The sequence below is a fragment of the Labrenzia sp. THAF191a genome, from assembly GCF_009363335.1.
Taxonomy (GTDB): domain Bacteria; phylum Pseudomonadota; class Alphaproteobacteria; order Rhizobiales; family Stappiaceae; genus Roseibium; species Roseibium algicola.
Genome location: NZ_CP045335.1, coordinates 394,347 through 419,514, shown reverse-complemented (window position 1 = coordinate 419,514; position 25,168 = coordinate 394,347). Strand labels below are relative to the sequence as shown.

The 25,168-nt window shown below is 60.0% G+C and carries 23 protein-coding genes; 13 read left to right on the top strand and 10 right to left on the bottom strand.

Translation table 11 applies throughout. The features are described 5' to 3' along the window. Positions 1 to 11: 11 nt before the first annotated feature. Entirely contained in the window at positions 12 to 2,027 is a 2,016-nt protein-coding gene (tkt, locus tag FIV05_RS30335; RefSeq protein ID WP_152512285.1) for a transketolase, read from the bottom strand. Between the two features lie 143 nt (positions 2,028 to 2,170). Between tkt and FIV05_RS30330 the strand changes: the two genes are divergently transcribed. Genes FIV05_RS30330 through fba form a run of 5 tightly spaced genes read left to right on the top strand, consistent with a single transcriptional unit; the run spans position 2,171 to position 6,243 of the window. Next, positions 2,171 to 2,935 (top strand): DeoR/GlpR family DNA-binding transcription regulator, encoded by a 765-nt coding sequence (locus FIV05_RS30330; RefSeq protein ID WP_152512286.1) that lies wholly within the window; start codon positions 2,171 to 2,173, stop codon positions 2,933 to 2,935. 4 nt (positions 2,936 to 2,939) lie between these two features. Further along, on the top strand, positions 2,940 to 3,719 hold the full coding sequence (locus FIV05_RS30325; protein ID WP_152512287.1) for a triose-phosphate isomerase: 780 nt from the start codon (positions 2,940 to 2,942) through the stop codon (positions 3,717 to 3,719). Between the two features lies 1 nt (position 3,720). Further along, complete coding sequence (locus FIV05_RS30320; RefSeq protein ID WP_023001425.1) at positions 3,721 to 4,176, top strand: RpiB/LacA/LacB family sugar-phosphate isomerase; 456 nt, start codon at positions 3,721 to 3,723, stop codon at positions 4,174 to 4,176. Between the two features lie 32 nt (positions 4,177 to 4,208). Next, positions 4,209 to 5,195, top strand: coding sequence for a class 1 fructose-bisphosphatase (locus FIV05_RS30315; protein WP_152512288.1), 987 nt, complete (start codon positions 4,209 to 4,211; stop codon positions 5,193 to 5,195). 10 nt (positions 5,196 to 5,205) lie between these two features. Further along, positions 5,206 to 6,243 (top strand): class II fructose-bisphosphate aldolase, encoded by a 1,038-nt coding sequence (fba, locus tag FIV05_RS30310; RefSeq protein ID WP_055660946.1) that lies wholly within the window; start codon positions 5,206 to 5,208, stop codon positions 6,241 to 6,243. Between the two features lie 54 nt (positions 6,244 to 6,297). Here the strand turns inward: fba and FIV05_RS30305 are convergent, their stop codons facing one another. Beyond that, positions 6,298 to 7,191 (bottom strand): LysR substrate-binding domain-containing protein, encoded by an 894-nt coding sequence (locus FIV05_RS30305; protein WP_152512485.1) that lies wholly within the window; start codon positions 7,189 to 7,191, stop codon positions 6,298 to 6,300. Between the two features lie 69 nt (positions 7,192 to 7,260). On the opposite strand from FIV05_RS30305, the gene FIV05_RS30300 reads away from it, so the two are divergent. Together FIV05_RS30300 and FIV05_RS30295 are read left to right on the top strand one after the other, a co-directional pair. Next, positions 7,261 to 8,214: a DMT family transporter gene (locus tag FIV05_RS30300; RefSeq protein WP_152512289.1), complete on the top strand. Its 954-nt coding sequence runs from the start codon at positions 7,261 to 7,263 to the stop codon at positions 8,212 to 8,214. Positions 8,215 to 8,216: 2 nt separating this feature from the next. After that, entirely contained in the window at positions 8,217 to 8,837 is a 621-nt protein-coding gene (locus FIV05_RS30295; RefSeq protein WP_286202321.1) for a LysE family translocator, read from the top strand. Positions 8,838 to 8,860: 23 nt separating this feature from the next. Here the strand turns inward: FIV05_RS30295 and FIV05_RS30290 are convergent, their stop codons facing one another. From FIV05_RS30290 to FIV05_RS30255, 8 genes are all read right to left on the bottom strand, one after another. Then, the gene (locus tag FIV05_RS30290; protein WP_152512291.1) at positions 8,861 to 10,855 is read right to left on the bottom strand and encodes an alkaline phosphatase family protein; all 1,995 of its coding nucleotides are present in this window, start codon (positions 10,853 to 10,855) and stop codon (positions 8,861 to 8,863) included. A 202-nt stretch (positions 10,856 to 11,057) separates the two neighbouring features. Next, positions 11,058 to 11,885: a carbohydrate ABC transporter permease gene (locus tag FIV05_RS30285; RefSeq protein ID WP_152512292.1), complete on the bottom strand. Its 828-nt coding sequence runs from the start codon at positions 11,883 to 11,885 to the stop codon at positions 11,058 to 11,060. Further along, a complete protein-coding gene (locus tag FIV05_RS30280; RefSeq protein WP_023001417.1) occupies positions 11,882 to 12,763 on the bottom strand; it encodes a sugar ABC transporter permease in 882 nt (293 codons plus the stop codon). Before FIV05_RS30280 ends, FIV05_RS30285 begins: the two co-directional genes overlap by 4 nt. 90 nt (positions 12,764 to 12,853) lie before the next feature. After that, a complete protein-coding gene (locus FIV05_RS30275) occupies positions 12,854 to 14,125 on the bottom strand; it encodes an extracellular solute-binding protein (RefSeq protein ID WP_152512293.1) in 1,272 nt (423 codons plus the stop codon). A gap of 74 nt (positions 14,126 to 14,199) precedes the next feature. Continuing rightward, positions 14,200 to 15,270: an ABC transporter ATP-binding protein gene (locus FIV05_RS30270; RefSeq protein ID WP_152512294.1), complete on the bottom strand. Its 1,071-nt coding sequence runs from the start codon at positions 15,268 to 15,270 to the stop codon at positions 14,200 to 14,202. A gap of 13 nt (positions 15,271 to 15,283) precedes the next feature. Then, positions 15,284 to 16,795, bottom strand: coding sequence for an alpha-N-arabinofuranosidase (locus FIV05_RS30265; RefSeq protein WP_152512295.1), 1,512 nt, complete (start codon positions 16,793 to 16,795; stop codon positions 15,284 to 15,286). 151 nt (positions 16,796 to 16,946) lie between these two features. Further along, positions 16,947 to 17,876: a winged helix-turn-helix transcriptional regulator gene (locus tag FIV05_RS30260; RefSeq protein ID WP_152512296.1), complete on the bottom strand. Its 930-nt coding sequence runs from the start codon at positions 17,874 to 17,876 to the stop codon at positions 16,947 to 16,949. Positions 17,877 to 18,022: 146 nt separating this feature from the next. After that, complete coding sequence (locus tag FIV05_RS30255; protein WP_055660965.1) at positions 18,023 to 18,928, bottom strand: LysR family transcriptional regulator; 906 nt, start codon at positions 18,926 to 18,928, stop codon at positions 18,023 to 18,025. 182 nt (positions 18,929 to 19,110) lie between these two features. Here FIV05_RS30255 and FIV05_RS30250 point away from each other — a divergent pair, with 182 nt between their 5' ends. The 6 genes from FIV05_RS30250 (at position 19,111) to FIV05_RS30225 (ending at position 25,164) form a co-directional block, all read left to right on the top strand. After that, positions 19,111 to 20,154, top strand: coding sequence for an ABC transporter substrate-binding protein (locus FIV05_RS30250; protein ID WP_152512297.1), 1,044 nt, complete (start codon positions 19,111 to 19,113; stop codon positions 20,152 to 20,154). A 4-nt stretch (positions 20,155 to 20,158) separates the two neighbouring features. Next, entirely contained in the window at positions 20,159 to 20,956 is a 798-nt protein-coding gene (locus FIV05_RS30245; RefSeq protein ID WP_055660967.1) for an ABC transporter ATP-binding protein, read from the top strand. Next, positions 20,956 to 21,765, top strand: a complete 810-nt coding sequence (locus tag FIV05_RS30240) for an ABC transporter permease (RefSeq protein WP_023001409.1) — start codon at positions 20,956 to 20,958, stop codon at positions 21,763 to 21,765. Before FIV05_RS30245 ends, FIV05_RS30240 begins: the two co-directional genes overlap by 1 nt. 77 nt (positions 21,766 to 21,842) lie before the next feature. Then, positions 21,843 to 23,210 carry an FAD-dependent oxidoreductase gene (locus FIV05_RS30235; protein WP_152512298.1) on the top strand — a complete coding sequence of 456 codons (1,368 nt, stop codon included), beginning with the start codon at positions 21,843 to 21,845 and terminating at the stop codon, positions 23,208 to 23,210. Positions 23,211 to 23,224: 14 nt separating this feature from the next. Next, positions 23,225 to 24,391 carry a CoA transferase gene (locus tag FIV05_RS30230; RefSeq protein WP_152512299.1) on the top strand — a complete coding sequence of 389 codons (1,167 nt, stop codon included), beginning with the start codon at positions 23,225 to 23,227 and terminating at the stop codon, positions 24,389 to 24,391. Continuing rightward, the gene (locus FIV05_RS30225; RefSeq protein ID WP_152512300.1) at positions 24,388 to 25,164 is read left to right on the top strand and encodes an enoyl-CoA hydratase-related protein; all 777 of its coding nucleotides are present in this window, start codon (positions 24,388 to 24,390) and stop codon (positions 25,162 to 25,164) included. The genes FIV05_RS30230 and FIV05_RS30225 overlap by 4 nt, the downstream gene beginning before the upstream one ends. Positions 25,165 to 25,168: the final 4 nt, after the last annotated feature.

Sequence of the window (25,168 nt, the reverse complement as noted above, 5' to 3'; positions counted from 1 at the left end):
AGACGGCTTGATCAGCCGGCCAGAGACTTCGCCTTGCGGGTAATCCCTTCTTTCGTGATGCCGAATTCCTCGTAGAGGCGTTCGGCCGGGGCTGAAGCTCCGAAACCACTCAGGCCTATGACATTGTCTTCACTGCCGACATAACGGGCCCAGCCAAGTTTTCCCGCGGCCTCGATGGCAATGCGCGGGGCGGTGCCGAGAACTTCGGCGCGGTAGGCGTCCGGCTGGGCGTCGAACAGTTCCCACGACGGCATCGATACCACCGCAACGGCCAGTCCATCTGCTGCCAGGCCCTCTGCTGCCTCGACCGCCAGTGCGACTTCGGTTCCGGTCGCGATCAGCGTGATGTCGCGGCCCTCTCCGAACTGGCGGATGACATAGGCACCGCGTGCCGTCAGGTTTTCCTCTGTCCGCTCCAGGCGCAGTTGCGGGACAGCCTGACGGGAAAGGGCCAGAAGGCTCGGCGCATTCATGGAGCGAATGGCACAGTCCCAGGCTTCCAGCGTTTCAACCGTGTCTGCCGGTCGGAACACCGTCAGGTTGGGGATTGCCCTCAGCGAGAGGAGATGTTCGACCGGCTGATGGGTTGGGCCGTCTTCGCCAAGACCGATGGAATCATGTGTCATGACATAGATGGAGCGCAGCCCCATCAGGGCCGAGAGGCGAATGGCGTTCCTTGCATAGTCGGAAAAGACAAGGAAAGTGCCGCCGTAGGGCAGAAAGCCGCCATGCAGCGCGAGACCGTTCATGGCTGCCGCCATGGCAAATTCACGAACTCCGTAACCGATATAACGGCCGGACGCTTCGCGCGAAAACTGGCTGTTGACGGCAGGAACACGGGTCAGGTTCGATCCGGTCAGATCGGCTGATCCCCCGATCATTTCTGGCAGGGCCGGGGCAAGGGCTTCCAGAGCCATCTGGCTTGCCTTGCGGGTAGCAGCGGACCTGGGCTCTGAAAAGAGGCTGTCACGCGCACTGGAGACCGCAGCCTCATAGCCTGCCGGCAAGGTGCCGCTCACGCGTCTTTCGAATTCGCGGCGCTTGTCTTCAGGCGCACCTGCCAGCCGGCCTTCCCAGGCCTCGCGGCTGTCCTGGCCACGTATCCCGATCTTCTTCCAGCTTTCTGCGAGTTCATCCGGAATGGTGAAAGCAGGGGCCGTCCATCCGAGAGCTTTCTTGGTCGCGTCCGCTTCGTCCTTGCCAAGCGCCGCGCCATGTACGCCGGCGGTGCCTGCCTTGTTGGGGGAGCCAAAGCCGATCACCGTTTTCAGGGCGATCATCGAGGGCTTGTCGGTGGCTGCCTTGGCTGCGGTCAGTGCGGCGTCGACTGCAGAACCGTCATGTCCGTCGCACGTTTGCACATGCCAGCCACAGGCTGCGAAGCGGGCGGGAACATCCTCGGAAAAGGAAACGCTGGTTGGGCCGTCGATGGTGATGGAATTGTCGTCGTAGAGAACGATCAATTTGCCAAGGCCCAGATGACCGGCAAGGCTGATCGCTTCCTGACCGATGCCTTCCTGAAGACACCCGTCACCGACGATCACATAAGTGTTGTGATCTACGAGTTCATCACCGAACTCATCTGCAAGACGCCGTTCGGCCAGGGCCATGCCGACAGCGGTCGCAATGCCCTGGCCAAGAGGGCCGGTGGTGGTTTCGACGCCTTTGGCGTGACCATGCTCGGGATGACCTGCGGTTATCGAGCCCCACTGCCGGAAATTTCGGATCTCCTCGATCGTCATGTCTTCATAGCCGCACAGGTGCAGCAGGCTGTAGAGGAGCATGGAGGCATGACCGTTTGACAGCACAAACCGGTCCCTGTCCGGCCAGTCCGGTGTTTTCGCGTCAAACTTCAGGTGTTTGCGGAACAGCACGGTCGCTGCATCCGCGAGACCCATGGGCGCGCCCGGATGTCCGGAAGCGGCTGCCTCGACGGCATCTATGGACAACGCCCGAATACAGTTGGCGAGTTTGAAATTTTCCGGGTCCAGGGCTGCTTTCGACGATAGAAATGTGTCTGTAGTCATGAGGTCCTCCTCTGCGCTTACGGCATAGGCGTAGCGGAGGAAGTCACAAAAATAAATCACAAAATCACAAAATAACTTTGATTTTGTGATTTTGTGATGTTAGGTATCAAGCATCCGGTGAACGCCGGACGAGGAGGATTTGCGTGAAACGCGAAGAACGAAGACAGGCGATCATGGATCTGCTCGTGGAACACAGGGAAGTCGATCTCGACGACCTTGCGGAGCGATTTGCCGTCTCGAAAATGACAATTCACCGGGATCTGGACGAGCTCGAACAGGCCGGCGTGCTGCGCAAGGTGCGCGGGGGTGCCACTGCGGATTCAGGAACGCAGTTCGAAAGCGACTTCCGCATCCGGGCCCGCCAGGACGCGGCCGCGAAGGAGCGGATGGCCCGTGCGGCGCTCGAGCTGATCGAGCCCGGCATGACCGTGATGATCAACGACGGTTCGATGGCCGCAGTGCTCGGCTCGATGCTGCCGGAAAAGCGGCCGCTGACGGTCATCACCAACAACGCCGCCATTCTCGATGGTTTGCGGGATGAGCCCGGCATAACCCTTTTGGGCCTCGGCGGCGTCTATTCGGCCAAGTTCAACGGCTTTTTCGGCGTCGTTACCGAAGCGGCGCTGTCGCAGTTGCGCGCGGATATCGCTTTCGTGTCGACCCCGGCCGTAGCGGACCTCAAGGCCTTTCACATGGACGACAACGTCGTTCGTTCCAAGCAAAAGATGATGGGTGCTGCGTCTCGGCGTTGCCTGCTCGTCAATCACACGCGTTTCGGACGCACCGCACTTCATACCCTTGCCGATCTGGATCGGTTCGACTGGATCATCACGGATGACCGGCCGGCCGGAGATGCGGCGAAGGAAATCGAGGCGGCGGGGCTCAAGCTGATGATCGCAAAGGACTGAGCGAATGGCTGCCCTCACCGGAAAATGGGTCGGTACGAGCTGGAAAATGAACAAGCTGCTGGCAGATGCCAGACGGTTTGCGGACGGGCTTGTCACGTCCGACGCGGATCGGGATCCCCGGATCCAGCGGTTTGTCATCCCTCCCTTCACCGCGGTGCGCGAAGTGAAGGCGATGCTCGCAGGCACATCGGTGAAGGTCGGCGCGCAGAACATGCACTGGGAAGATGCAGGGGCGTGGACGGGAGAAGTCTCGCCGCTCATGCTGACCGATTGCGGTCTCGACATTGTCGAACTTGGGCATTCCGAACGGCGCAGTTTTTTCGGTGAAACCGATGAGGCCGTCGGCCTGAAGACCGAAGCGGCCGTGCGTCACGGGCTCGTTCCGTTGATCTGCATCGGCGAAACGCTGGCGGAAAAAGAGGCAGGACAGGCACAGGCGGTGCTTGAGGCACAGGTTCGCGCGGCTCTTGGCAATCTGTCCGATGGGCAGAAACAGGCCGAGATCCTGCTTGCCTATGAACCGGTCTGGGCAATCGGCGTCAATGGTGTGCCGGCAACGTCGGACTATGCAGACGCCCGCCAGGCGGAGATTATTGCCGTTGCAGAGGACGTCCTCAACCGGCGTATCCCCTGCCTCTATGGCGGGTCGGTCAATCCCGGAAACTGCGAAGAGCTCATTTCCTGTCCTCATGTGGACGGGCTGTTCATCGGGCGATCCGCCTGGGAAGTCGAGGGTTACCTCGACATTCTCGCCAGGTGCTCGTCGAAACTCGGAGAGGTTTGACATGAAACTTGCAATTGCGGGCGACAGTGCAGGCGAAGGCCTTGCGAAACTGCTGGCGGACTACCTGAAGGATCGTTTCGAGGTCGACGAGATCTCCAGAACGCCCGAAGGGCCGGATGCGTTTTATGCCAATCTGTCCGAGCGTGTTGCCAGCCAGGTGATCTCCGGTGCCTACGACCGGGCGATCCTGGTGTGCGGAACCGGTATCGGTGTGTGCATTGCCGCCAACAAGGTGCCGGGCATTCGCGCCGCACTGACCCACGACACCTACTCCGCCGAGCGGGCAGCCCTTTCCAACAATGCCCAGATCATCACCATGGGCGCGCGCGTGGTTGGCCCCGAACTCGCCAAATCCATCGCCGACGCCTTCCTGAAGGAAACATTCGACGTCAACGGCCGCTCTGCTAGCAATGTTGACGCGATCAATGCCGTCGATTCGAAGTATCATGCGGTCTGATCGAAATTGCTGACCCGAGGAATGATGAGACCATGCTGAGACTTCCGAACGATACGGACGTGAATGCCGAAACGCTGCAGGCGTATCTGGCAAGACAGCATGGGGCGAGCGATACTGCCGCCGTTCTTCAGGCCATTGCGGATGCGACCGGCGTCCTGGCAGACAGGCTTGCCGCAGGCCGGTTGCCGGGGGACCCCGGCGAGGTCGTCGGCACCAATGAAAGTGGCGACAAGCAGAAGGCACTCGACGTCGGTGCCCATCTTCACATGGTCGAGGTGCTGCGGGCAGCGGGTGTCCGCCAGCTGCTTTCGGAAGAAGCCGAAGAGATCATTGTTCTCAACCCGGAAGGCACGCTTGACGTTGCCATCGACCCCATCGACGGATCCGGCAGTATCGGAACAGGCGCTCCGCTCGGGACCCTGTTCTCGATCCTGCCGGCATCGGACCAGGGTTTTCTGTGCACGGGCAGATCCGTCATTGCGGCGGGATATGTTTCGTTTGGCCATTCCACAGACCTGGGGTTCAGCCTGGGCAACGGCCTTCACCTTGCTGTCTTCGACCGCGCTACGGGTGTCTTCCGCATGTTGCGGGAGAACCATCAGGTGCCCGCTAAATCAAGAACACTTGCCTTCAACGCCTCCAATGCCCGTCATTGGCCGGATGCGGTCCGGCGCTTTTCAGATGACGTTCTGAAAGGCAAGGAGGGGCGTCTTGGCGAAAACTACAACATGCGCTGGCTGGCCTCCGCGGTTGGCGAGTTTCACCGGATCCTGCTTCAGGGCGGTTTGTTCTTTTACCCAGGCGACCGGCGGCCCGGCTATGAGAACGGGCGCTTGCGTCTGGTCTATGAAGCGGTGCCGATCGCGTTTCTGATCGAGCAGGGCGGCGGCAAGGCGACGGACGGGCAAACGCCTATCCTCGACCTGATGCCCGAGAGCCTGCACCAGAACATTCCGTTGATTTTCGGGTCACCCGAAAACGTCGACATGTTCATTACCTATTGCACGGACAACACCTAAGGAGCTTTTGATGGCCCGCATCACTTTGCGTCAGCTGCTGGATCACGCAGCTGACAACGGCTACGCTGTGCCTGCGTTCAACATTTCCAACATGGAACAGGGCATGGCTGTCATGCGCGCCGCGGCCGATTGCGATGCGCCGGTCATCCTGCAGGCAAGCAGGGGTGCACGGGCCTACGCCGGCGACAGGGTGCTGGCCCGCCTGATTGATGGTTTCGCCGAAACCTATCCCGATATTCCCGTTTGCATGCATCTGGACCACGGCAACAACCTGGCAACCTGCGTGACTGCTATCCAGCATGGCTTCACCTCCGTGATGATGGACGGTTCGCTGGAAGCGGATGGCAAGACGCCTGCCAACTATGCCTATAACGCGGGCATAACCCGGCAGGTCGTGGACATGGCTCATGCGGCCGGCGTGTCGGTGGAAGGCGAACTTGGCGTGCTCGGGTCACTCGAAACCGGCATGGGCGATCAGGAAGACGGACATGGCGCAACCGAAAAGCTGAGCGAAGACCAGCTCCTGACCGACCCGGCAGAAGCTGAACGGTTCGTTGCCGACACGGGCGTCGATGCGCTTGCCGTTGCCATGGGCACCAGCCACGGCGCCTACAAGTTCACGCGCAAGCCGGACGGCAGCGTTCTGGCAATGAATGTGATCGAGGCCATTCACGCCCGTCTGCCGAACACGCACCTCGTCATGCACGGATCGTCTTCGGTGCCGGAAGATCTCCAGGAAATCATCAATTCCTACGGCGGTGATATTCGCCCGACCTGGGGCGTTCCGGTCGAGGAAATCCAGCGCGGCATCAAGAGCGGTGTGCGCAAGGTGAACATCGACACCGACAACCGCCTGGCAATGACGGCAGCCGTACGCAAGGCCCTGACGAACGATCCGTCCGAATTCGATCCACGCAAATACCTGAAGCCGGCCATGGAGTTGATGGCGCAGGTGTGCCGCGACCGTTTCGAGGCTTTCGGAACAGCCGGCCACGCCAGCCGCATTCGCCCGCTGCCGCTGGAAGCGATGGCACAGCGCTATAACTGAACCTCACGCGTTCTTGGCCTGGCCAAGCTAGGTTTTTCGAAGGGTATCGCCGAGTTACGCCAGCTCTGCGCGGAGCCACGCGATCAACTGGTCGACGGCACTGTGCCGCGACTGTTTGGTGCCTCGGTAAACCGAGATTTCGCTTGGTCTCTTCAGGGCAACATCACAGATGGAGCGCAACTTGCCTTCGTCGATCAGGCCGTCCACCGTGCGCTTCCAGCCGAGGGCAACACCCTGACCGGCAACGGCGGCCTGAAGGACAAGCGGGTAGCTGTCGAAATAGATGACCTTCTTGTGGGCGGGTCGTGGAACGCCGACAGCTTCGAACCAGTCCGGCCAGTCAAACCAGTCCTGTGGCACCACACGGTGCGACAGGAGAGGCAAGGTGGAGACCTCTTGCGGTGTCAGCGGCAACGAAACGTCCTTCAAGAGCGCCGGAGCGCAGACCGGGAAGATCTCGTCGGATGCCGTGAACACCAACCGTGCCGCTCCGGCCGCCCGCCCGGTGGTCTGAAGGGCGACGTCAAATGGTTCGCGCGCCTCCGTCAGGGGTTCCAATGCGCTGACCAGTTGAAGCTGGATTTCAGGATGTGCCGCGTGGAAACCCGAGAGACGCGGCATCAGCCAGTAGAAAGCTTCGCATAGCTGGCATCGCAGGACGATGGTATCTGGATCGCCTGTCCCGCGGATGGCGGCAACTTCCGTGCGGATTGCCCTGAGTGCTTCTCCGACAACCTGGCCCAGGCGTTTTCCTTCCTCGGTAAGGAACACCGCGCGGTTGCGCCGCTCGAACAGGCGGACACCCAGTTCCTCTTCAAGCTGACCAATTTGCCGGCTGATGGCCGTCTGGGTCAGGCCGAGTTCATCGGCCGCGCGTGTGAAACTTTCATATCGGGCAGCAGCCTCGAACGGTTTCAGGCGGGCCAGTGAGAGGTCATCCTTATGCATGCGTTTCAATTATGTATTTCTCGAAATTTCTCATTTTTACAAAGATAGTGGACATGCTTCCATGCTGAAATGATATCTTTATTTCTGCCGAAACAACAAGCTGGATCGCTCCTTGCCGGGATCATTTCGATTACCGGAGCAGTGCTGTTGCTGTCCTTGTCCGACGCCTTGGTCAAACTGAACAGCGGCAGTATCGCGCTTGGGCAGTTGCTTCTGGTCCGCTCATTCGTCGCAGCCATTCTGCTTGGGCTGGCATTCGCGTACACAGGGCGCCCATCACAGCCCCTTCTTGCGGCAAACGTCTGGGTCTGGACGCGCAGCGTATGCCTTGCACTGATGTGGGGCTGTTACTACGCCGCATTGCCGCTGATGCCGCTGTCACTTGCGGCAGCCTGCTATTACACCGCGCCCCTGTGGATGGCCATTCTGACATCTGTCTTTCAGGGAAGGCCCGTCGGTGCAAAAGGCACGGTTGCAATTGTTCTCGGGATGGCGGGTGTTGTCATGCTCCTCCGGCCGGGAATTGATGACATGTCTCCGGCAGTGGTCTTGCCCTTGCTGGCAGGCTTCTTTTATGCGCTAGCGGCGGTCGTCACGTCGGCCAGGTGCCGGAAGGAGGCACCGCTGGCAATGGCGTTCAATCTGAACCTGGTGCTTGCCTTGGCGGGCGGTGCCTACGTGCTGGGGCTTCATCTCTTTTCCGTCCCTGCCGGGGCAGGGTTCCTGCTGAGCGCCTGGCCAGCTCTTTCAGCTGCTGCGTGGGGACTTCTGATCCTGCTGGGTCTGCTGCTTGCCCTCATCACGGTGGCCGTGGCATTTGCCTATCAGTTGGCACCGGCACCTCTGATCGGGCTTTTCGACAATGGTTACCTCGTTTTCGCGGTGGTTTGGGGTGTCGTCTTCTTTGCGGATATGCCAGACAGGGCAGATCTGGCCGGCATACTCCTCATCGGGTGTGCCGCGCTCCTCGCCTCACTGCCTCTTGCCGCAACCCGCCGCTGCCTGACCCCAAGGGAGAGTTGAACGTGTCTCTGGAAACCTGGCTTGCCTACACACTCGCTTGTGTCGTTCTGACCATCATTCCGGGACCAAGTGTCATGCTGGTTGTCGGGCAAACCTTGATGCGCGGCAAAACCGCTGCTGTGATGTGCATTCTCGGCGACGTTGTCGGAAGTATCGTTCTGACAGGCCTTTCCTTCGCAGGTGTCGGCGCCATTCTGGCCGCGTCCACTGTGCTGTTCCAGATCGTGAAATGGACAGGCGTCGTCTATCTCGCCTGGCTGGGTTACAGCCAGATCAGGGCGGCACGTCGCGACAGCGTTGCCCTTGAACCGGGCATACGCGCAGGGTCTGCGTGGGGCAGTTTCTGGGCAGGTACCCTGACGGCTATCTTCAATCCCAAGGCGATCGTCTTTTACATGGCCTTCCTCGCTCAGTTCATCGACCCGGCCGCAGACATGACGGTTCAACTCGTTGTGCTGACACTGACCTCAAGCGTTGTCGTCATGGTGCTTCTGGCGGGCTATGCGTTGATCGCCGCGCGTGCGCGCAAACTTTTTCAGACACGCCTCGCCCGGCGCCGCATGGGCTATGCCGGGGGCGGGTTCATGATCGGTGGAAGCGCCTTGATGGCGGTAACGCGCTGAAGCAGAACCGTCCGCCGGAACGGTCAGTCGTCCCGGGCTTCGGCTTCACGGCGTTCAAACGACACCAGCGAACCGTCCGGCAGAACCTGGTGAATGTCGACGGGCGCGCCCGTCTCGTCCAGCTCCACAAGGCCGATCCCCGACGCGTTCAGGATCCGGCGGCCATGTGGCGTTCCGACGGGCTTGCGCGGGATGACACGCATACCACGGCGTTTGGTGAACCAGTTCAGCGGCGAACGGGGTGAAAACGCCCATCGGTTGCCGCGATCCAGAATCTTGATCAGCTTGTCCGGCCATTTGTTCTTTATCCCGCTGCTGCAGATCTGCCAGATCTTTGATCCGTCGTCGGTCGCACCGGACAGGCTCGGTGCGGTCTGGCGCAGTTCAACGTCATAGACGAACGAGTAGTGCACATCGCCGGAGAGGATGACAAAGTGCCGGGGGGTGCCGCGGTGACCGAACACATTCAGGATCGCACTGGCGGTTCCCGAATGCGCCATCCAGTATTCCGCGTCGACAGTCAGCGGCTTGCCGGCCAGCGTGAACATCTTCTGCACCGTTTCGATCAGCTTGACGCCGAAGATCGGGGCAGCGGACACAAGCAGAACGGCGTCCTTGCCTTTCAGGTGGGTCTGAAGGTCTGTGGCTGCTTCCCAGTCCAGAAGGCCAGAGGGATTATGCGCGTTGCGTTCTGACCGCCAGCGCCGCGTGCGCGTGTCCAGAACGATCAACGGCGGGGACGTCTGCCACTGATAGTCCCACTCCTCGTATTCAAGCAGCGTGGTGATCGCGGTCTCATGCGCCTCGGACCCGGGATCGGCAAGCGCGGCCTGCACGGGCGGAAGAATGTCCGGACCGATGGTGCGTGCCCGGTTTCCCCAGGCCTGGTTCAGAGCATAGGCGACCAAGGCATTGCCGATCACCCGGCGCGACAAAGGATGGCTGTAAGCGGCCTGTTCCCACGCAAGTGACAGGTTCCAGTCGTCGGTGATGTCGTGATCATCAAAAATCATCGCCGTTGGAAGATGCGCCATGACCCGTCTGCAGGCAGGCAGATCAGCCCGGAAATCCTTTAGCGTCACCGTCTCTTCGGCGTACATCTCCGCGTCCTTGGCCTCCAGGCCTTCCGGCGCTTTCAGCTCCGGCATGCCTTGCCAGGATGCCGGCGACCAGACCAGCAGATACATGGCCAGCATTTCGCCGAGTGTGACGAGGTGGTTGCGGGCGTGCTGGGTTGTGAAAACCGGCTTTTCGGTGCCTCCGAACAGGACGTCGAACACGGTCTTGTTCTTGTAGACCCGGGGCAGAAGCGTATCGCGGTGATAGAGCAGGTTGCCGACATTCCGCAGTTCGTTGCCGGACGCAGGTAGCCCAGGCTCAACGCCGTCCAGCGGTTCGTCCGGCAGGCCCAGTTTTTCGACAAGCAGGCTGATTGCCTGCAACATCGGTCCGGCAACGTCGTCGGCATAAACCTGGTCACCGCTCATCACGAGCAGCGATGGCAAGGCGGGACTGCCGGCTGTGGTTTCGCCCTCAGGGCCAAGGGCCTGCCTCAGGACAACGTCGGCTCCGGCAAGGCCGTCCGGGGTTTGCGCATGCGGCTTGCGGCAGGACCCGTGGAACAGGGAGGTGATACGGTCCGGCACCTTGAAACAAGGCAGGTCACGTCCCGGATAGCAGAGATCGGGAGCCCACACCGTGTGGTCCTGCCACGCTTGCTCAGCTTCACCAGTCGGCTTGACGCTCAGGCGATAGGAAATCAGGACATCGATCGGCAGCGAAGTGCCCAGTTCGATATCGACGAGATGATAATAGAGGCTTTCTCCCGCCTTCAGAACCTGCCAGTCCTGATCGCCGGTTTCATAGGTCTGGTTGAGGTCCGGCTGTGCTTCGGGGAAAAACTCAAATCGAACATCGCAATGTCGGGAAGTGGCGAGCCAGACGCTAACGTTGTTCGCCGTGATATGTCGCAGGATCGGTCCCGCCAGGACTATCGGGAGACCGGCTCCAACTGTCATTCTGAACTCCTCATCCGTCTGCCAAACACACACGGTGTGAGTGCTCAACTGTCTTCGTCATTCTGATCTTGTTGACGTAGACATATGAACTGCAGCGCCTGCATCCAAGTGCCTGCAGAATACCGATTGCCCCGCGACATTGTTCGCGGGGCCGAGGAGTTACAGGAAACCGGAAGAAGAAATGCTTCCGAAAGGGCAGGCTTCAGCCTTTCACGCCCGAGGAGATCATGACGGCTTCCGTCACCTTCTTCTGGAAGATCAGATAGGCAACGGCAACGGGCATGGCACCCAGAAGCGCGACGGACATCAGACGGGCGTAATAGACGCCGAAGGCATCGTTCACCTGGGTGATGCCGACCGGGATCGTCATCTGGTTTTCCGTTGTGATGACGAGGAAGGGCCAGAGAAACTGGTTCCAGGCCATGATGAAGGTGATGATCGCCAGAGCGGTCGTGATGCCCCAGTTGAGCGGCAGGTAGATCCTGAACAGCAGCGTATAGTCACCGCCGCCATCCAGGACGACGGCCTCGCGCATTTCCTTCGGTACGGCGTCAAAGAACTGCTTGTAGACGATGATCACCACCGGAACGATGAGCTGCGGCAGGATGATGCCGGCCCAGGTGTTTATCAGGCCCATGTCGTTCATCAGGATGAACTGCGTCACCACAAGTGCCTGCGAGGGCACCATGAAACTGGCGAGCACCACGCCGTAAAGCAGCCTCCGGCCGGGAAAGCGCATCTGGGAGATGGCATAGGCGCACATCATTCCGGAGACAATGACAACCAGCGTGATGATCACGGATGTGCCGATGGAGTTCCAGTACCAGTTGAGCAGCTTGGTATCGAACAGAACGTCGATGTAGGAGGCCAGGTTGAACTCGTCGGGAATGACACCCGCGCCCTCGCTGACGACCCTTTCCTCGGTGCGGATCGAGGTAATGAACGCCCAGTAGAGAGGGAAGATCCAGATGGCCGCCGCCAAGAGGCTGCCGATGCCCAGAACCCAGTTTTCCAGTTTGCGGGTCTTCATTGCTTGTTCCCTCCCGCGCGCAGCAACTGAAACTGCAGCACCGACACGACCACGATCAGCACAAACAGAACAAGGGCGATGGCAGAGGCATAGCCGCCGTGGTTCAACTGGAAGGCTTCCCGGTAGACCATCAGAAGCAGAACGTAGGACGAATTGAACGGTCCGCCGGACGACAACAGGTAGATCTGGTCGAAAATCTTGAGCTGCAGGATCAGCTGAAGGGTCAGAACAAGGGCGGTTACCGGCCAAAGCAGGGGCCAGGTGACCTTGGTGAACAGTTGCCAGCGTGTCGCCCCGTCCAGTGCCGCTGCTTCATAGTAATCGCTGGAGATGTTTCGAAGGCCCGCGATGAACAGAAGTACGTTGAAACCGTTGGTCCACCAGATTGTCACCGTGGCGACCGTCGGCATGACCCAATAGGGGTTCTTGAAGACCGGTACCGGTTTACCGGTAAAGAACGCGAACACCGGCTGCAGCACGCCAAACTGGAAGTCCAGCATCCAGGCCCAGATTTGCGTCACCACCGACACGGGCAGAATGTAGGGAAGAAAGAAAAGCGCGAGGATCAGCGCCTGAAGCGGCCCCTTGAGGCGCGTGATCATCATTGCAATGGCAAGGGCCAGTGCGGTCGTTGGAACGACGGTCAGGAGAACGAAATAACCGTTGTTCTTCAGAGATGTATAGAAGAGGTTGTCGGTAAGCAGCCGTTTGAAATTGGCAAGGCCGACCCATTCCCCCGGACCGATCAAAGGCGCGTTGGTAAAGCTCAGCTCGATCATCCGGATCGTCGGATAGAGAAAGACCAGCACGAAGGTCAGGACAAAGGGCGCGATGAGCGTCATGGCGACCGCCACTTCCCTGCGCCGGTTGGTAATCATGGCCACTTGAGTAATCGTCCTTTTCTCGCCGCAGGAGACGCCTGCCGCATATTGTGTGCGTGCGGCAGGCGTCCCGGGCAAAGCCTTCGTCTATTGAAGCTTCGACTGAAGCTCGTCTTTCATCTGCTGTGCTGCCTGCGCGGGCTCCAGATAACCATGCATGGCGGGCGAGATGATGTTGATGGCTGCATCATAGACAGGCGAGGCCACCCCTGCGATCGGCGACCTTGGATCGTAGGCCGCGGTTTCGGCGAGTGACGAATAGGTGGCGTTGGGTTCCATTTCCCCGAATTCATCGCTGGTCGCGACAGGTTTGTAGGCTGGAATATGTCCTGCCCCGGCCCAGGAGATCGAGTTCTTCTCCATCCAGCCGATTGCGGTCATCACCGCCGCGCGTTTTTCCGGGCTCATTTCCGTTCCCTGAGGAATGGCGAAGGCGTGGGAATCCGCCCAGGTGGCCGTGGTTCCAAGCAGCGTCGGAATTTGTACCGCACCCCAGTCGAACCCGAGCGTTCCCTTTTCCGCCATGTCGACCATGGTCGGCACTTCCCAGACGCCGTTCATGTGAAAAGCGGCCTTGCCGGACGTGAACAACGCAACGGAGGCTTCGTATTCGGCCTGCTCCGGCTGCCAGCTCTGCTTGTGCCAGTTGGTCATGATCTCGATGGCATTGGCGGCCTTGTCCAGATTGTCGCCTGCCAGAACCTCGCCGTCGGTGATCAGCTCGCCGCCTTGCTGCTTGAGCAGGGTGAAGAAGACCCGGTAGGTGCCGCCGTCATCACCTGTTGCGTAGGAGACGGGAGCTTCGGAGCCGTTTTCCTTGGCAAGCGCAAGCGCTTCCTCGAAATCGGCGAGGCTTTCAATGCCGGTCAGATTGCCCTGGTCATCGAGGAAGCGGGATCCTTCGAAATAGGTCTTGTTTACGTAGAGCACGATGGCGTGGATATCGAACGGCACTGCGTGGAGCTTGCCGTCCGCATCGCTCGCGGCGGCAATGGCTGCCGGGAAGAAGTCATCCTTGCTGAGACCGGCGGTGGCAAGATCTTCATCACTGATCACGTCCAGCACATTTTCCTCAAGCCCGAGCGGCATGCGCGACAGGTGATAGGTCATCACGTCCGGGCCCTGGCCAACGGCAACGGAAGTGCGCACCTTGGTGTAGAAGGGCACGCCCCATTCCAGAGTGGTTCCGTTGATCTTGACGTCCGGATGTTCTTCGTTGAAGCGTGCGATCAACGCTTTCATGCGAACGCCGTCACCACCGCTCAGAAAGTCCCACCAGGTGATGTCCTGCTGGGCAAATGCCGGCAGGCTGGCAAGGCTCATCGCCCCCGCTGCCAGAAGTGTCTTAAGGTATTTCATCGACTCTTCCTCCCGTATGAAAAACCGGCATTTCCCATCAAGGCCGGTTCAAAGGTACCAGGCAGACAGAAGGTCTACCGAATACGCTGGTCCTGCTCGTTGAAGACCAGAACCTGTTCAGGTGTGCAGGTGAGCTTGATTGCCTCACCGCCCCCGGCATGGCGGCTGCCGCGCCATTCAACGACGATCTCGCGGCCGTCCGGCATATGCGTGTGCAGGTAGGAAACACCTCCCAGGTCCTCCGCCATTTCCACGGTCACGGGAATGCCCTTGTCCGCGCTGGTCAGGTGTTCCGGACGCAGTCCGACGGTGATCCGGCTGTCGGCCGGAAGATCGCCGGAAACTTTCGCCAGCAGGACTGCGTCCGTTCCGTTGATGGCAATGCGCAGGCAATCGCCTTCCCGGCCGAGCACTGTTGCCGGCAGAAAGTTCATGGCCGGCGATCCGATGAAACCGGCGACGAATTTGTTGTCGGGGTCGTCGTAGAGATCGAGTGGTTTTCCAGCCTGTTGCACGACACCCTGTTTCAGCACGAAGATCCGGTCGGCCAGTGTCATGGCCTCCACCTGATCGTGGGTGACATAGATCATCGTCGCGCCGATCTGCTTGTGCAGCCGGGCAAGTTCCAGCCGCATCTGGACGCGCAACTCCGCATCCAGGTTCGACAGAGGCTCATCAAACAAAAACACCTTGGGTTGGCGCACGATCGCCCGTCCGATCGCAACTCGCTGACGCTGGCCTCCGGACAGTTGAGACGGCTTCTTCTGCAGCTGTTCCTCAAGCTGGAGGATGCGGGCCGCCTCCATCACCTTGTCGTGCACGTCCTGTTTCGGCGCCCGTTTCAGACGCATGGAAAAGGCCATGTTCTCGAAGACGGAAAGATGCGGATAAAGCGCATAGGACTGGAAGACCATGGCAACGCCGCGTTTGGCCGGTTCCTGCCAGGTCACATCGGTGCCTTCGATCGAGATCTTGCCGCCGCTTGTGTCCTCAAGGCCTGCGATCATCCTCAGCAATGTCGATTTTCCGCAGCCGGATGGACCGACAAAGACCGCGAATTCACCCGTCGGAATGTCCATGCTGACATCATGGATCACCCCGACCGGGCCGAAGACCTTGCGTATGTTGCGAAGCTGAACCCCCATTGCATGGATCCCCTCAGCCGACGCTCAACCGCAGGACATTATAGGAAAGCGGCGCAAGCTTGCCCTTGAGCTGACCATCCTCCACGCCAACGCCTGTCCCCTTGCCGGGAACCACGTTGTCCGGCTTGTCCGGACCGTTGGTGTCATTGAGGCCGTAGCCTTCCATGGACAGATGTTCGGCCAGGGACGGCGAGCCGAAACCCGTCAAGGACACGTCGAGATCGGCCGTTTCGGTCAGATGCCGGTTCAGGACGAAAAGCGTCAGTGTGCCTGCTGCCTTGTCGTGTACCCCGGCAACGTCGAGGTAGCAGACATCGTCGGCAACGGAGCAGTCGTAGGTCGGTGCATCCACGGCAACGTTTAGCGCATCACCGCGGCCGTAAAGAGACGCGAACTGATAGGGGTAATAGATGGTCTGGCGCCAGGCGGGCCCGCCCTTTTCCGCCCGGATCGGGGCGATTACGTTGACCAGCTGGGCAATGCAGGCAATACGCACACGGTCGGAGCGGCGGATGAACTCGTTGAGCAGGCCGGCGACGAAGAGGGCGTCCTCGAAGTTGTAGTTCTCTTCAAGCAGCGGCGGTGCTTCCGGCCAGTCCCATTCCTTGATGCGGCGGCTGTCGTCCTCGCGGATGTGGTACCACACATTCCACTCATCGAAGCAGATATGGACGTCGTTCTTCGCACGCTTCTTGGACTTCACGTAATCGATGACACCGCCAATGGTCTGGATGTAGCGGCCGGTTTCCTCGATCTTGCCGAAGTAGTTGAGCGTGTCCTTGCTCTTGTTGCCGAAATACTTGTGCAGAGAGATGTAGTCGACGTTCTCGTAGCACTCTTCCAGGACTTCGCGTTCCCATTCGGGATAGGTGGGCATGCGGTCGTTTGAACTGCCGCAGACGACCGCCTCGATCGTCGGGTCGAAGCCTTTGAACGCCTTGGCCGTCTCGTTGGCCAGCCGGCCGTATTCCGTGGCGACCTTGTGGCCGATCTGCCAGGGGCCGTCCATTTCGTTGCCGAGGCACCACATCTTGACCCCGTAAGGATCCTCGCGGCCGTTGGAACGACGTAGGTCGGACCATTGGGTGCCGCCGGGAAAATTCACATATTCCAGGAAGTTGCGTGCCTCTTCCAGACCACGCGAACCCAGGTTGACGGCCAGCATCATCTCGATGCCGGCCTGTTCCGCCCAGATCGCGAAATCGTCGATACCGACCTGGTTGGTTTCCTTGCTGCGCCAGGCAAGATCGAGGCGGACGGGGCGCTTGTCCTTCGGGCCGATGCCGTCTTCCCAGTTGTAGGCGGAAACAAAGTTGCCGCCCGGGTAACGAATGGCCGGGATCCTGAGGTCCTGTACGAATTTCAGCACGTCCTTGCGAAAGCCGTTGGCATCGGCCTGCGGATGGTCAGGTTCATAAATGCCGGAATAGATCGCCCGTCCCATGTGTTCAATGAATGCGGAATAGAGCCGCTCATCGATGGAACTGATCCGGAAATCCCGATGCACGGTGACGCGTGCCTTCATTCGCATTCTCCCAGAAATATATATCGAATAAATCGATATGAATCTTTATTTCTGATAAGAATGCGAGCTTGGGGAAAATTGTCAACTGGACAATGTTGTTGCGGTGCAACCAGAAGTGAATGTCCCGACGTCTTTTCAAGTGCAGTTTCGGTCAATTGCGGGTGTGCAGTCGCAAAATAATGTCCTGATCGTAATTGCCGAAACCGCGGCCGAAGACGTTGATTCCGCCCGGGTGCCGTCCTTCGGCCTTTACCTCGATCTTCAATCGAACCGACCGGTGTTCGTCGAGCTGGAGGTCTTCTGTCTTGACATCAGAGATCTTGTGACCGTCCACGAAGGTGCCGTTCCTGCCGACACTCCAGGTCTTCAGCATGCCGTACTGCGAGCCGGAAAGCTTCCACCAGTCGGGTGTGTAGGCCCCGCGCTTGTCGCCGAAATCACCCGGGGACGTCCAGACGCCGATCTCCTTGCCGTTGATCGACAGGACGATGTCTGAGGGCCAGTTGCTCATGGTGCCCGGCACCTCGGAACTCACCTCCATCACAACGTCCAGACCGTCGATCTGCTTGCCAGTCAGCTTGGCATTGTTGGGGAACTGATATTCGACGAAGCCACTGGTAAACCACAACAAAGCCGTTTTCATCCGCTCCGGATCCATGAAAGTTTCCGGCACATCGAGAAGGCCGATGATCCCTTCTGTCGAGCAGATGCCGCAAGGAGCTGTGACGAGGCTGTTGGTGTAAAGGCCGAGCGGCATCGATACTTCGATCTGGTTCGGCTCGATGCGTTCTTCCGACGAGCGGAAGGCCAGGATGATCTCATCGTAGATGGCGAAGGTCGTCTTCTGGCTGCCCTTCTTCGCCCGCTGCACTTCCGTTCGCACCAGGCCTGCTTCTTCCAGAACCTGGATGTGGGTGGACACGGAGGATTGCGGCATGCCGGAAGCTTCCGAAAGCGCGTTGATGTTCATCCCGGGTGTCCGTACCAGCTCCTGCAACAGGTGCAGGCGAGGCTGGGAAGCGATCGCCTTCATGGCGATCTTGTCCTTGACGGGATCGACGATCAGAAAATTTGCGCGCATGGGTTGTCCCCGGCTGTGAATCTGGAACAGCTATTTGTATCGCTTTTTTCGATAATTACAATTGCTGTTTCACTGCGCCGGTACGTAAGACCGATTTGAACCATCCGGCAGACAGAGTGCAGGCCGCCGGCAGTGTCCTTGCAAACTCATGAATCCAGCCGCAGCTGGGTGAGGGCGCGCTTGATTTCGTTGCCGAGCAACCGTTCGGGCGGCGAGATGCCGGAAGAAGCGGACATGACGACGCCAATGCGCAGGTTGGACAGGATGTCATGCATCAGTGGCACGAACCGGAGAATGCCCTGGTCGATTTCGTCAATGAAACCGATCTTGGTGTAAAGGCCGAGGCCTCGGCCGGCCAGGATCATCTGTTTTGCCACGTGCAAGGTGTCGGTAAAGCAGTTGGTCGAGAGGGCGGAGGACATGCCCGAGATTGCCTGGTCGATGATCGAATTGCGACCGCGCGCATCTACGGTGCGCACCATTTTCTGGCCGGAGAGTTCCTCTATGGCGAGGTTTGTTCGGCCCGCGAAGGGATGGTCGGATCGCATGATGATGCCGATCGGCGCGGTCTTATCGGAAATTACCCGAACGTTTGGATGCAGATCGAAGGTGAAGGTAATGCCGATATCGGCAATTCCGCCCGCGACAGCGGTGATGATCTCGTCCGGCTGCGCGGTGGTGATCGAATAGGTGACCTGCGGATAGATCCGGTTGAAGTCGAGCAGGATACGAGGCAACAGCCCGTAGGTTACGGAATCGATGGCGGCAATGTTGAGGTGCCCGGACCGAAGGTCGCGGATATCGTCCAGCATGGTGCGGGTGCGTTCATAGTCCTGCAGCGTCTTGCGGCAGTGTTCCAGGACGATGGCCCCGGCATCGGTCAGCGTCACGCCTTCGGGGGTGCGCTCGAACAGGCGAACGCCCATCTCGTTCTCGGTGCTGATGATCTTCCGGTTCACCGTGGTGGAAGACACGTTCAAAACCGCAGATGCCTTGCGGATGGAGCCCTGGCGGGCGACTTCGTCGAAATAACGCAGAAAATTCGAATGCACGATGTCCCCCCGGACAGAGTGGCAAACAGTGCATCACAAAGTGCGGTGCATTTTATGCATCACCGTTAGCATGTTTTTGCACTTTTTGCACCGTGCATCTTCCCGTTAGAGTTCACTGTGAAGTCGGCAAGGGGAACAGTCGGCCACAAACCGCCCAATCTCAAATGAGGGGGACCAACAGTATGTCATACCTATTCTCGAATGGATTGAACCGCCGCTCGATGCTCAAGACCATGGCCGCAGGCGCTGGTCTGGCAGGCGCCGGAACACTTGTGAATATCGTACCAGGCTTTGCTCAGGACACCTTCAAGGTTTCCATGCAGCTCGGCTGGCTGGCCGGTAACGGCAACCTGGGAGAAATCGCGGCCGACAAGCTGGGCTATTTCGCGGAAGAAGGTCTTGAATTCGAAATCGTGCCGGGGGGGCCGAATGTCGATGGTGTGGCGTCCGTCGCTTCCGGGCGGTCCAATCTCGGCCAGGTGTCTTCCAGCCCCTCTCTCATGCTGGCGCGCTCGGCGGGCATTCCGGTGAAATGTATTGCCGCCGGTTACCAGCAGCACCCCTACACGTATTTCTCGCTCAAGAAGAACCCGATCAAGACGCCGCAGGACATGATCGGCAAGACCATCGGCACCCAGGCGACCGGACGGATCCTGTTCCGCGCGCTTCTGGCCAAGAACGGCATATCCGAGGCCCAGGTTGAACTGAAGGTCATCGGCAGTGACATGGCGCCGCTGCTGACGGGGCAGGTCGATGCGATTACCGGCTGGAAGACAAACGTCAACGCGCTTTCGATCCTTGGGGACCAGCGTGTCGACATGTCTCTGTGGGATGCGGGCATCCAGCTTTATGCCAACCCCTTCTACACCACGGACACTGTGCTGAACGAGCATGGCGACAAGGTGCAGGCCATGATCCGCGCCATCTCGCGCGGCTGGGGCTGGGTTCGTGAGAATCAGGAAGAAGCCGTCAACTATCTGGTCGAGCGCCTGCCGAACCTGGACAGGGAAAGCGAATTGAAGGCGGTGCCGCTGGTGGTCGGATATTCCTTCAACGAAAAGACCGCCGAAAACGGCTGGGGCACCATGACACGCGAAAACTGGCAGGCCCAGATCGAGACTTACGAAAATCTCGAGCAATTCGCGAACGGGGCGCCCGCCGTCGACGATGTGATGACGCTGTCGGTCCTGGAGAGCACCGCAGACAGCCGCCCGAAGGTCGGTTAAGGCCATGGAAGCGGTATTGGAAAATCTGGACGCAGGCACATTGGTGCCTGCAGCCAGCCTGCGCAATGCCTGGGTCAAGTTCGGTCAGTTCACCGCGATCCAGGACATCAGCCTGGAGATCGAGGCGGGAGCCTTCTATTCCATCCTTGGTCCGTCGGGTTGTGGCAAGTCGACCTTGCTCAGGCTGGTGTCTGATCTCATCCCGCCTGCATCCGGGGACGTGTCGATCTTTGGCAAGACGACCGAGGCTGCCCGTCTGGCACGGGAATTTGCCTTCGTGTTTCAGGACGCGACGCTGCTGCCCTGGCGCACGGCATTGGAGAACGTCCAGCTTCCCCTGGAAATGGGGCAGAGCCGCGGGATCCAGATCCCCGTCAGCGACAAGTCGCCGATGGAGTTGCTTGAGCTGGTCGGTCTCAAGGGCCGCGAACACGCACTGCCGCACGAGCTTTCCGGAGGCATGCGTCAGCGTGTGGCGATTGCCCGTGCACTGGTCTGCAAGCCGAAGCTGTTGCTGATGGACGAGCCCTTCGGTGCGCTCGATGAGATGACCCGCGACCACCTGAACCTTCAGCTTCTGAAGGTCTGGGAGGAAACCGGCGTGACGATCCTGTTCGTAACCCACTCGATCCCGGAAGCGGTCTTTCTGGGGCAGAAGGTGCTGATGCTCAAGGCGCATCCGGGCCGCCTGCACGAGATCGTCGATATCGATCTGCCATATCCGCGCACCACCGAGTTGCGGGATACGGCGGAATTCACCCGATACTCCGCGCATTTGCGCAAACTTCTGGAGGCGTGCTGATGACTGCCGTCGACGAAACGATGGGCATGCCGGTGGATGATGACGCTGCCGAAAAGGCCATGGCGCGCAGGGCACGGCTGACTGCTGTCGCGACCCCGGTGCTGACTGCGGTCGGCCTGATCGCCACCTGGGAAATCGGCGTCCGGGCCTTTGGAGTGCCGAGCTACATCGCCCCGGCTCCGAGCGAAGTCGCGACAACGCTGGTGACCGAATTTCCGCAGTTGATGCGGAACTTCTGGCCAACACTGTTCGAAAGCGTGCTCGGCTTTGTCGTCGGCAACGTGGCTGCAGTGCTGATCGCGATCGCCTTCGTGCACAGCCGGATGGTGGAGCGGGCGTTCTTCCCGATCGCGGTGTTCATCAACACCATTCCGATCCTGGCCATTGCCCCGATCCTGGTTCTGATCTTCGGAGCCGGCTTGACCGCAAAGGTCGTCATCGCTGCCCTGATCTGTTTCTTCCCGACACTGGTCAACATGGTGCGCGGCCTGCAGTCGGTCAGCCCTCAGGCGCTGGAGCTGGCACGGATCCTGTCCGCCTCCAAGTCGGAAGTGTTCTGGAAGATCCGCCTGCCGTCTTCGCTGCCGTTCCTGTTTTCGGCACTGAAGATCGCGGCCACCACCTGTGTCATCGGCGCCATCGTCGGGGAATGGGTTGGCGCGGATGTCGGGCTGGGTGCGTTGATCATCGATGCAACGTTCAATTTCCGCTCCGCCTTGCTCTACGCGACAGTCTTCCTGTCGTCGGGCCTGTCGGTGCTGATGTTTGCCGCTGTTTCCATTGCCGAACGCATGATCGTGCGGTGGTGAAGCGGATCTGAACCAAACGAAAATCTTAACTGAAACCGGGCCGTCGCTTGGCGGCCCAACGGGAGGAGTGCGCCGAAATGAGCACCAACACAACGCAGATTTCCTTGACCCGCAATGAGCAGGTTCCGGTCGTCGCAGACTGCGACGTGGTCGTCATCGGCGGTGGCCCCGCCGGCCTGAGTGCCGCCGTATCGGCTGCCAGAAACGGCTGCTCGGTGACCCTGCTCGAGCGTTACCATCACCTTGGCGGCATGGCCTCCGGCGGAATGGTTCTGGTGCTCGACGACATGGTCAACGAGGGCAATGAAATCGTCACGACGGGCATCGTCAACGAATTCGTCGACCGGATGTCGGCTCAGGATGGCGCAGTTTTTCCGCCGCCGGAAGATTGCCTGACCAACTGGGAAGTGTGGAAGAAGTGGTCCCGTTGGGGCTGCATCGATTTTCATCAGACCGGCATGCCTCAGCCGATCATTCACGCAGTTGCCTTCGACCCCGATTGCTGGAAACGGGTGAGCCTCGACCTGGCTCGTGAGGCAGGTGTCAATTTGCGCCTGCATTCGTGGTTTTCCGAAGCAATGGTGGAAGACGGCCGTGTGACCGGCGTGATCTGCCAGACCAAGCTTGGCCGTCAGGCGATCAAGGCGAAGATGGTGATCGATGCCAGCGGCGATCTGGATGTTGCATCGTCCGCAGGGGCGTCTTTCCAGACCGGACAGTACATCGTCACGACCGTGTTCCGCCTGTGCGACGTCGACACGGACAAGGCAGAAGCCTTCGAGTTCGAAAATCCGGAAGAATACAAGGCCCTGGACCGTCAGGTGCGCCGGGTGATCGGTGGCGCCTGGGGCATGTGGTGGCTGAAGACGCCGCTGCCGGGCATCGTCTGGTGCAACTGCCCGCACATGCCGGGGTATGACGGTCTGTCGCCGGAACACATGCTGGCGGCGGAAGTCGAAGGCCGCGAGCGCATGATGAAGCTGCTCGCCTTCGTGCGCGCCAATCTGCCCGGTTTCGAAAACGCCAAGATGCTGGGTGCCGCGGAACAACTCGGCATTCGCCAGACCCGTCTGTTGCAGGGCGAATATGTGGTCACCCGCGATGACGTGCGCTCCCGCCGTCATTTCTCCGACAGCGTCTGCCGGGGCAGGGACTACTACACGCCTTACAGGGCCCTGCTGCCCAAGGGCATCGACAACATGATCGTTGCTGGCCGCCACTACTCGGTTGAAAGCGAAGCCCAGAAGCTTTCGCGGGAAATACCGCCGTGCATGGCGCAGGGCGAAGCCGCGGGCGTCGCCGTTGCGGTCGCTCTGGAACAGAACTGTGCACTGCGCGACGCCGACGTTGCCACGATCCAGAAACGCATGCGTGCCCAGGGCGCCGACCCCGGCGACATCCCATCAGCAAATGCGCTCGTCGAAGGCACCGTCGCTGCAGAATAAAAAGGATAACAAACGTGAATACCCAAGCTTTCCCACTCTCCGGTGTCCGCATTCTGGACTTCACCCAGGTCATGCTGGGGCCATGTGCAACCCAGATGCTGGCCGACTTCGGCGCGGACGTCATCAAGATCGAGCGCCCCGGTGCAGGCGACCTGTCGCGGCACTTCTTCGACGTGCGGTCGGAAGAGGGCATGAACAACGCCGTCTTCTCGTCGCTGAACCGTAACAAGCGGTCTGTCGAGATCGACACCAAGTCCGATGAGGGCAAGCAGATGGTGTACGATCTGGTGCGCAACGCGGACGTGGTCGTCGACAATTTCCGCGCCGGTGTCATGGACCGTCTGGGCTTCGGCTATGAGGCGCTCAAGGCGATCAATCCCCGCATCATTTGTGCATCCGGAACGGGGTTTGGCGAGAAGGGCCCCTATGCCCACAAGGGTGGGCAGGACGTTCTGGCCCAGGCAATGAGTGGTGTCATGGAAAAGACCGCCGACCCGTCGATCGAGCGGTCCATCTATCCCACAACCTTGTGCGACTATACGGCAGGCATGCACCTGGTTCAGGGCATTCTGGCGGCCTTGCTGGCAAGGACGAAGACCGGCCGTGGCCAGCGTGTTTCCGTGTCGCTCTACGATTCCATGATCGCGATGCAGATGCAGGAAGCCGCACAGTGGACCAAGCATCGTGAAGTGCTGAACTGGGCTGCCATGCCCTTGACCGGTGTCTTCGACACCACCGACGGTGCTCTGGTGGTGGTCGGTGCCTTCAAGGCAAATCCGCTGCGCGACATCTGCACCGCGCTTGGCATTGAGGACCTTTCACCCACCTATCCGGATCTCGCCAGCCAGCGTGCCAACAAGCCCTATCTGCAGGACCGGTTCCGGGCCGTCTTCGCAACGGACACGACGGCGCACTGGATCGCCAGGCTGGAAGAGCAGGACCTGCTTTGCGCACCCGTGCGGGCGCTCGGAGAGGCACTCGAAGACCCGCAGACTGCCATCAACGGCATGCTGCTGGATTTCGACCATCCGGTCCTTGGCCCCTTGAGGGTCGTGGGGTCACCCGTGCACTTGAGTGAAGCCCCCCTGAAACTGCGGCACGCGCCGCCGCGCCTGGGCGAACACACCGACGAAGTCATTGCGGAGTTCGGCCTGCAACAGGTGGCAGGGGCGGCGGAATGAGTGTCCTTTTCACCCTCGAAAACCATGTCGCCCGGGTTGTCATAGACCGCCCGGAGCGCATGAACGCGGTCGACAGGGCAACTTCGGACGAGCTGGAAACCATCTGGCGGAAGATCGAAGCCGATCAGACCGTGCGCTGCGTGGTGTTGACCGGTTCGGGTGAACGTGCCTTTTCCGCCGGTGCGGACCTGAAGGACAGCAACGGACTGAGTGGGCTTGAATATTGGGCGTCCGCAAACCCGCTGGGGTTCGGCGGCATCGCCCTGAGGCGATCCTTGAAGGTGCCGGTGATTGCCCGCGTCAACGGTCTTGCGCTCGGCGGCGGCATGGAAATGGTTCTTGGCTGCGATATCGTGATTGCCAGCGATACGGCCAGGTTCGGCTTGCCCGAAGCAAAGGTGGGCAACCTTCCGCTGGCAGGCGGGATGACGCTGCTTCAGCGTCTCGTCCCCCGCAATATCGCTGTCGGTCTGATGATGACCGGCCGGATGGCAAGCGCTGTGGAGATGGAGCGCTACGGGCTCGTCAATGCCGTCGTGCCGCAGGACGAACTCGATGCGGAAGTGGACCGCTGGATTGCCGACATTCTGGCAAGTGCGCCGCTTTGCGTGCAGGCGATCAAGGCCACGGTACGCGAAACCGGTGAAATGCCGCCCGACCAGGCACAGGCCGTGCGGTCTCCCGAACTGATCGCCGCTCTCACATCCGAGGATTCCCTCGAAGGGGTTCGGGCGTTCCGGGAAAAGCGCGCGCCGGTCTGGCAAGGCAAATAAGTTG

What these genes read in the sequence shown, in the direction of transcription:
- FIV05_RS30225 (WP_152512300.1), top strand. Translation starts at nt 24,388, where the DNA reads ATGAGTGTCCTTTTCACCCTCGAAAACCATGTCGCCCGGGTTGTCATA.
- FIV05_RS30325 (WP_152512287.1), top strand. Translation starts at nt 2,940, where the DNA reads ATGGCTGCCCTCACCGGAAAATGGGTCGGTACGAGCTGGAAAATGAAC.
- FIV05_RS30275 (WP_152512293.1), bottom strand. Translation starts at nt 14,125, where the DNA reads ATGAAATACCTTAAGACACTTCTGGCAGCGGGGGCGATGAGCCTTGCC.
- FIV05_RS30315 (WP_152512288.1), top strand. Translation starts at nt 4,209, where the DNA reads ATGCTGAGACTTCCGAACGATACGGACGTGAATGCCGAAACGCTGCAG.
- fba (WP_055660946.1), top strand. Translation starts at nt 5,206, where the DNA reads ATGGCCCGCATCACTTTGCGTCAGCTGCTGGATCACGCAGCTGACAAC.
- FIV05_RS30280 (WP_023001417.1), bottom strand. Translation starts at nt 12,763, where the DNA reads ATGATTACCAACCGGCGCAGGGAAGTGGCGGTCGCCATGACGCTCATC.
- FIV05_RS30300 (WP_152512289.1), top strand. Translation starts at nt 7,261, where the DNA reads ATGATATCTTTATTTCTGCCGAAACAACAAGCTGGATCGCTCCTTGCC.
- FIV05_RS30265 (WP_152512295.1), bottom strand. Translation starts at nt 16,795, where the DNA reads ATGAAGGCACGCGTCACCGTGCATCGGGATTTCCGGATCAGTTCCATC.
- FIV05_RS30245 (WP_055660967.1), top strand. Translation starts at nt 20,159, where the DNA reads ATGGAAGCGGTATTGGAAAATCTGGACGCAGGCACATTGGTGCCTGCA.
- FIV05_RS30270 (WP_152512294.1), bottom strand. Translation starts at nt 15,270, where the DNA reads ATGGGGGTTCAGCTTCGCAACATACGCAAGGTCTTCGGCCCGGTCGGG.
- FIV05_RS30250 (WP_152512297.1), top strand. Translation starts at nt 19,111, where the DNA reads ATGTCATACCTATTCTCGAATGGATTGAACCGCCGCTCGATGCTCAAG.
- FIV05_RS30320 (WP_023001425.1), top strand. Translation starts at nt 3,721, where the DNA reads ATGAAACTTGCAATTGCGGGCGACAGTGCAGGCGAAGGCCTTGCGAAA.
- FIV05_RS30260 (WP_152512296.1), bottom strand. Translation starts at nt 17,876, where the DNA reads ATGCGCGCAAATTTTCTGATCGTCGATCCCGTCAAGGACAAGATCGCC.
- tkt (WP_152512285.1), bottom strand. Translation starts at nt 2,027, where the DNA reads ATGACTACAGACACATTTCTATCGTCGAAAGCAGCCCTGGACCCGGAA.
- FIV05_RS30285 (WP_152512292.1), bottom strand. Translation starts at nt 11,885, where the DNA reads ATGAAGACCCGCAAACTGGAAAACTGGGTTCTGGGCATCGGCAGCCTC.
- FIV05_RS30235 (WP_152512298.1), top strand. Translation starts at nt 21,843, where the DNA reads ATGAGCACCAACACAACGCAGATTTCCTTGACCCGCAATGAGCAGGTT.
- FIV05_RS30240 (WP_023001409.1), top strand. Translation starts at nt 20,956, where the DNA reads ATGACTGCCGTCGACGAAACGATGGGCATGCCGGTGGATGATGACGCT.
- FIV05_RS30305 (WP_152512485.1), bottom strand. Translation starts at nt 7,191, where the DNA reads ATGCATAAGGATGACCTCTCACTGGCCCGCCTGAAACCGTTCGAGGCT.
- FIV05_RS30290 (WP_152512291.1), bottom strand. Translation starts at nt 10,855, where the DNA reads ATGACAGTTGGAGCCGGTCTCCCGATAGTCCTGGCGGGACCGATCCTG.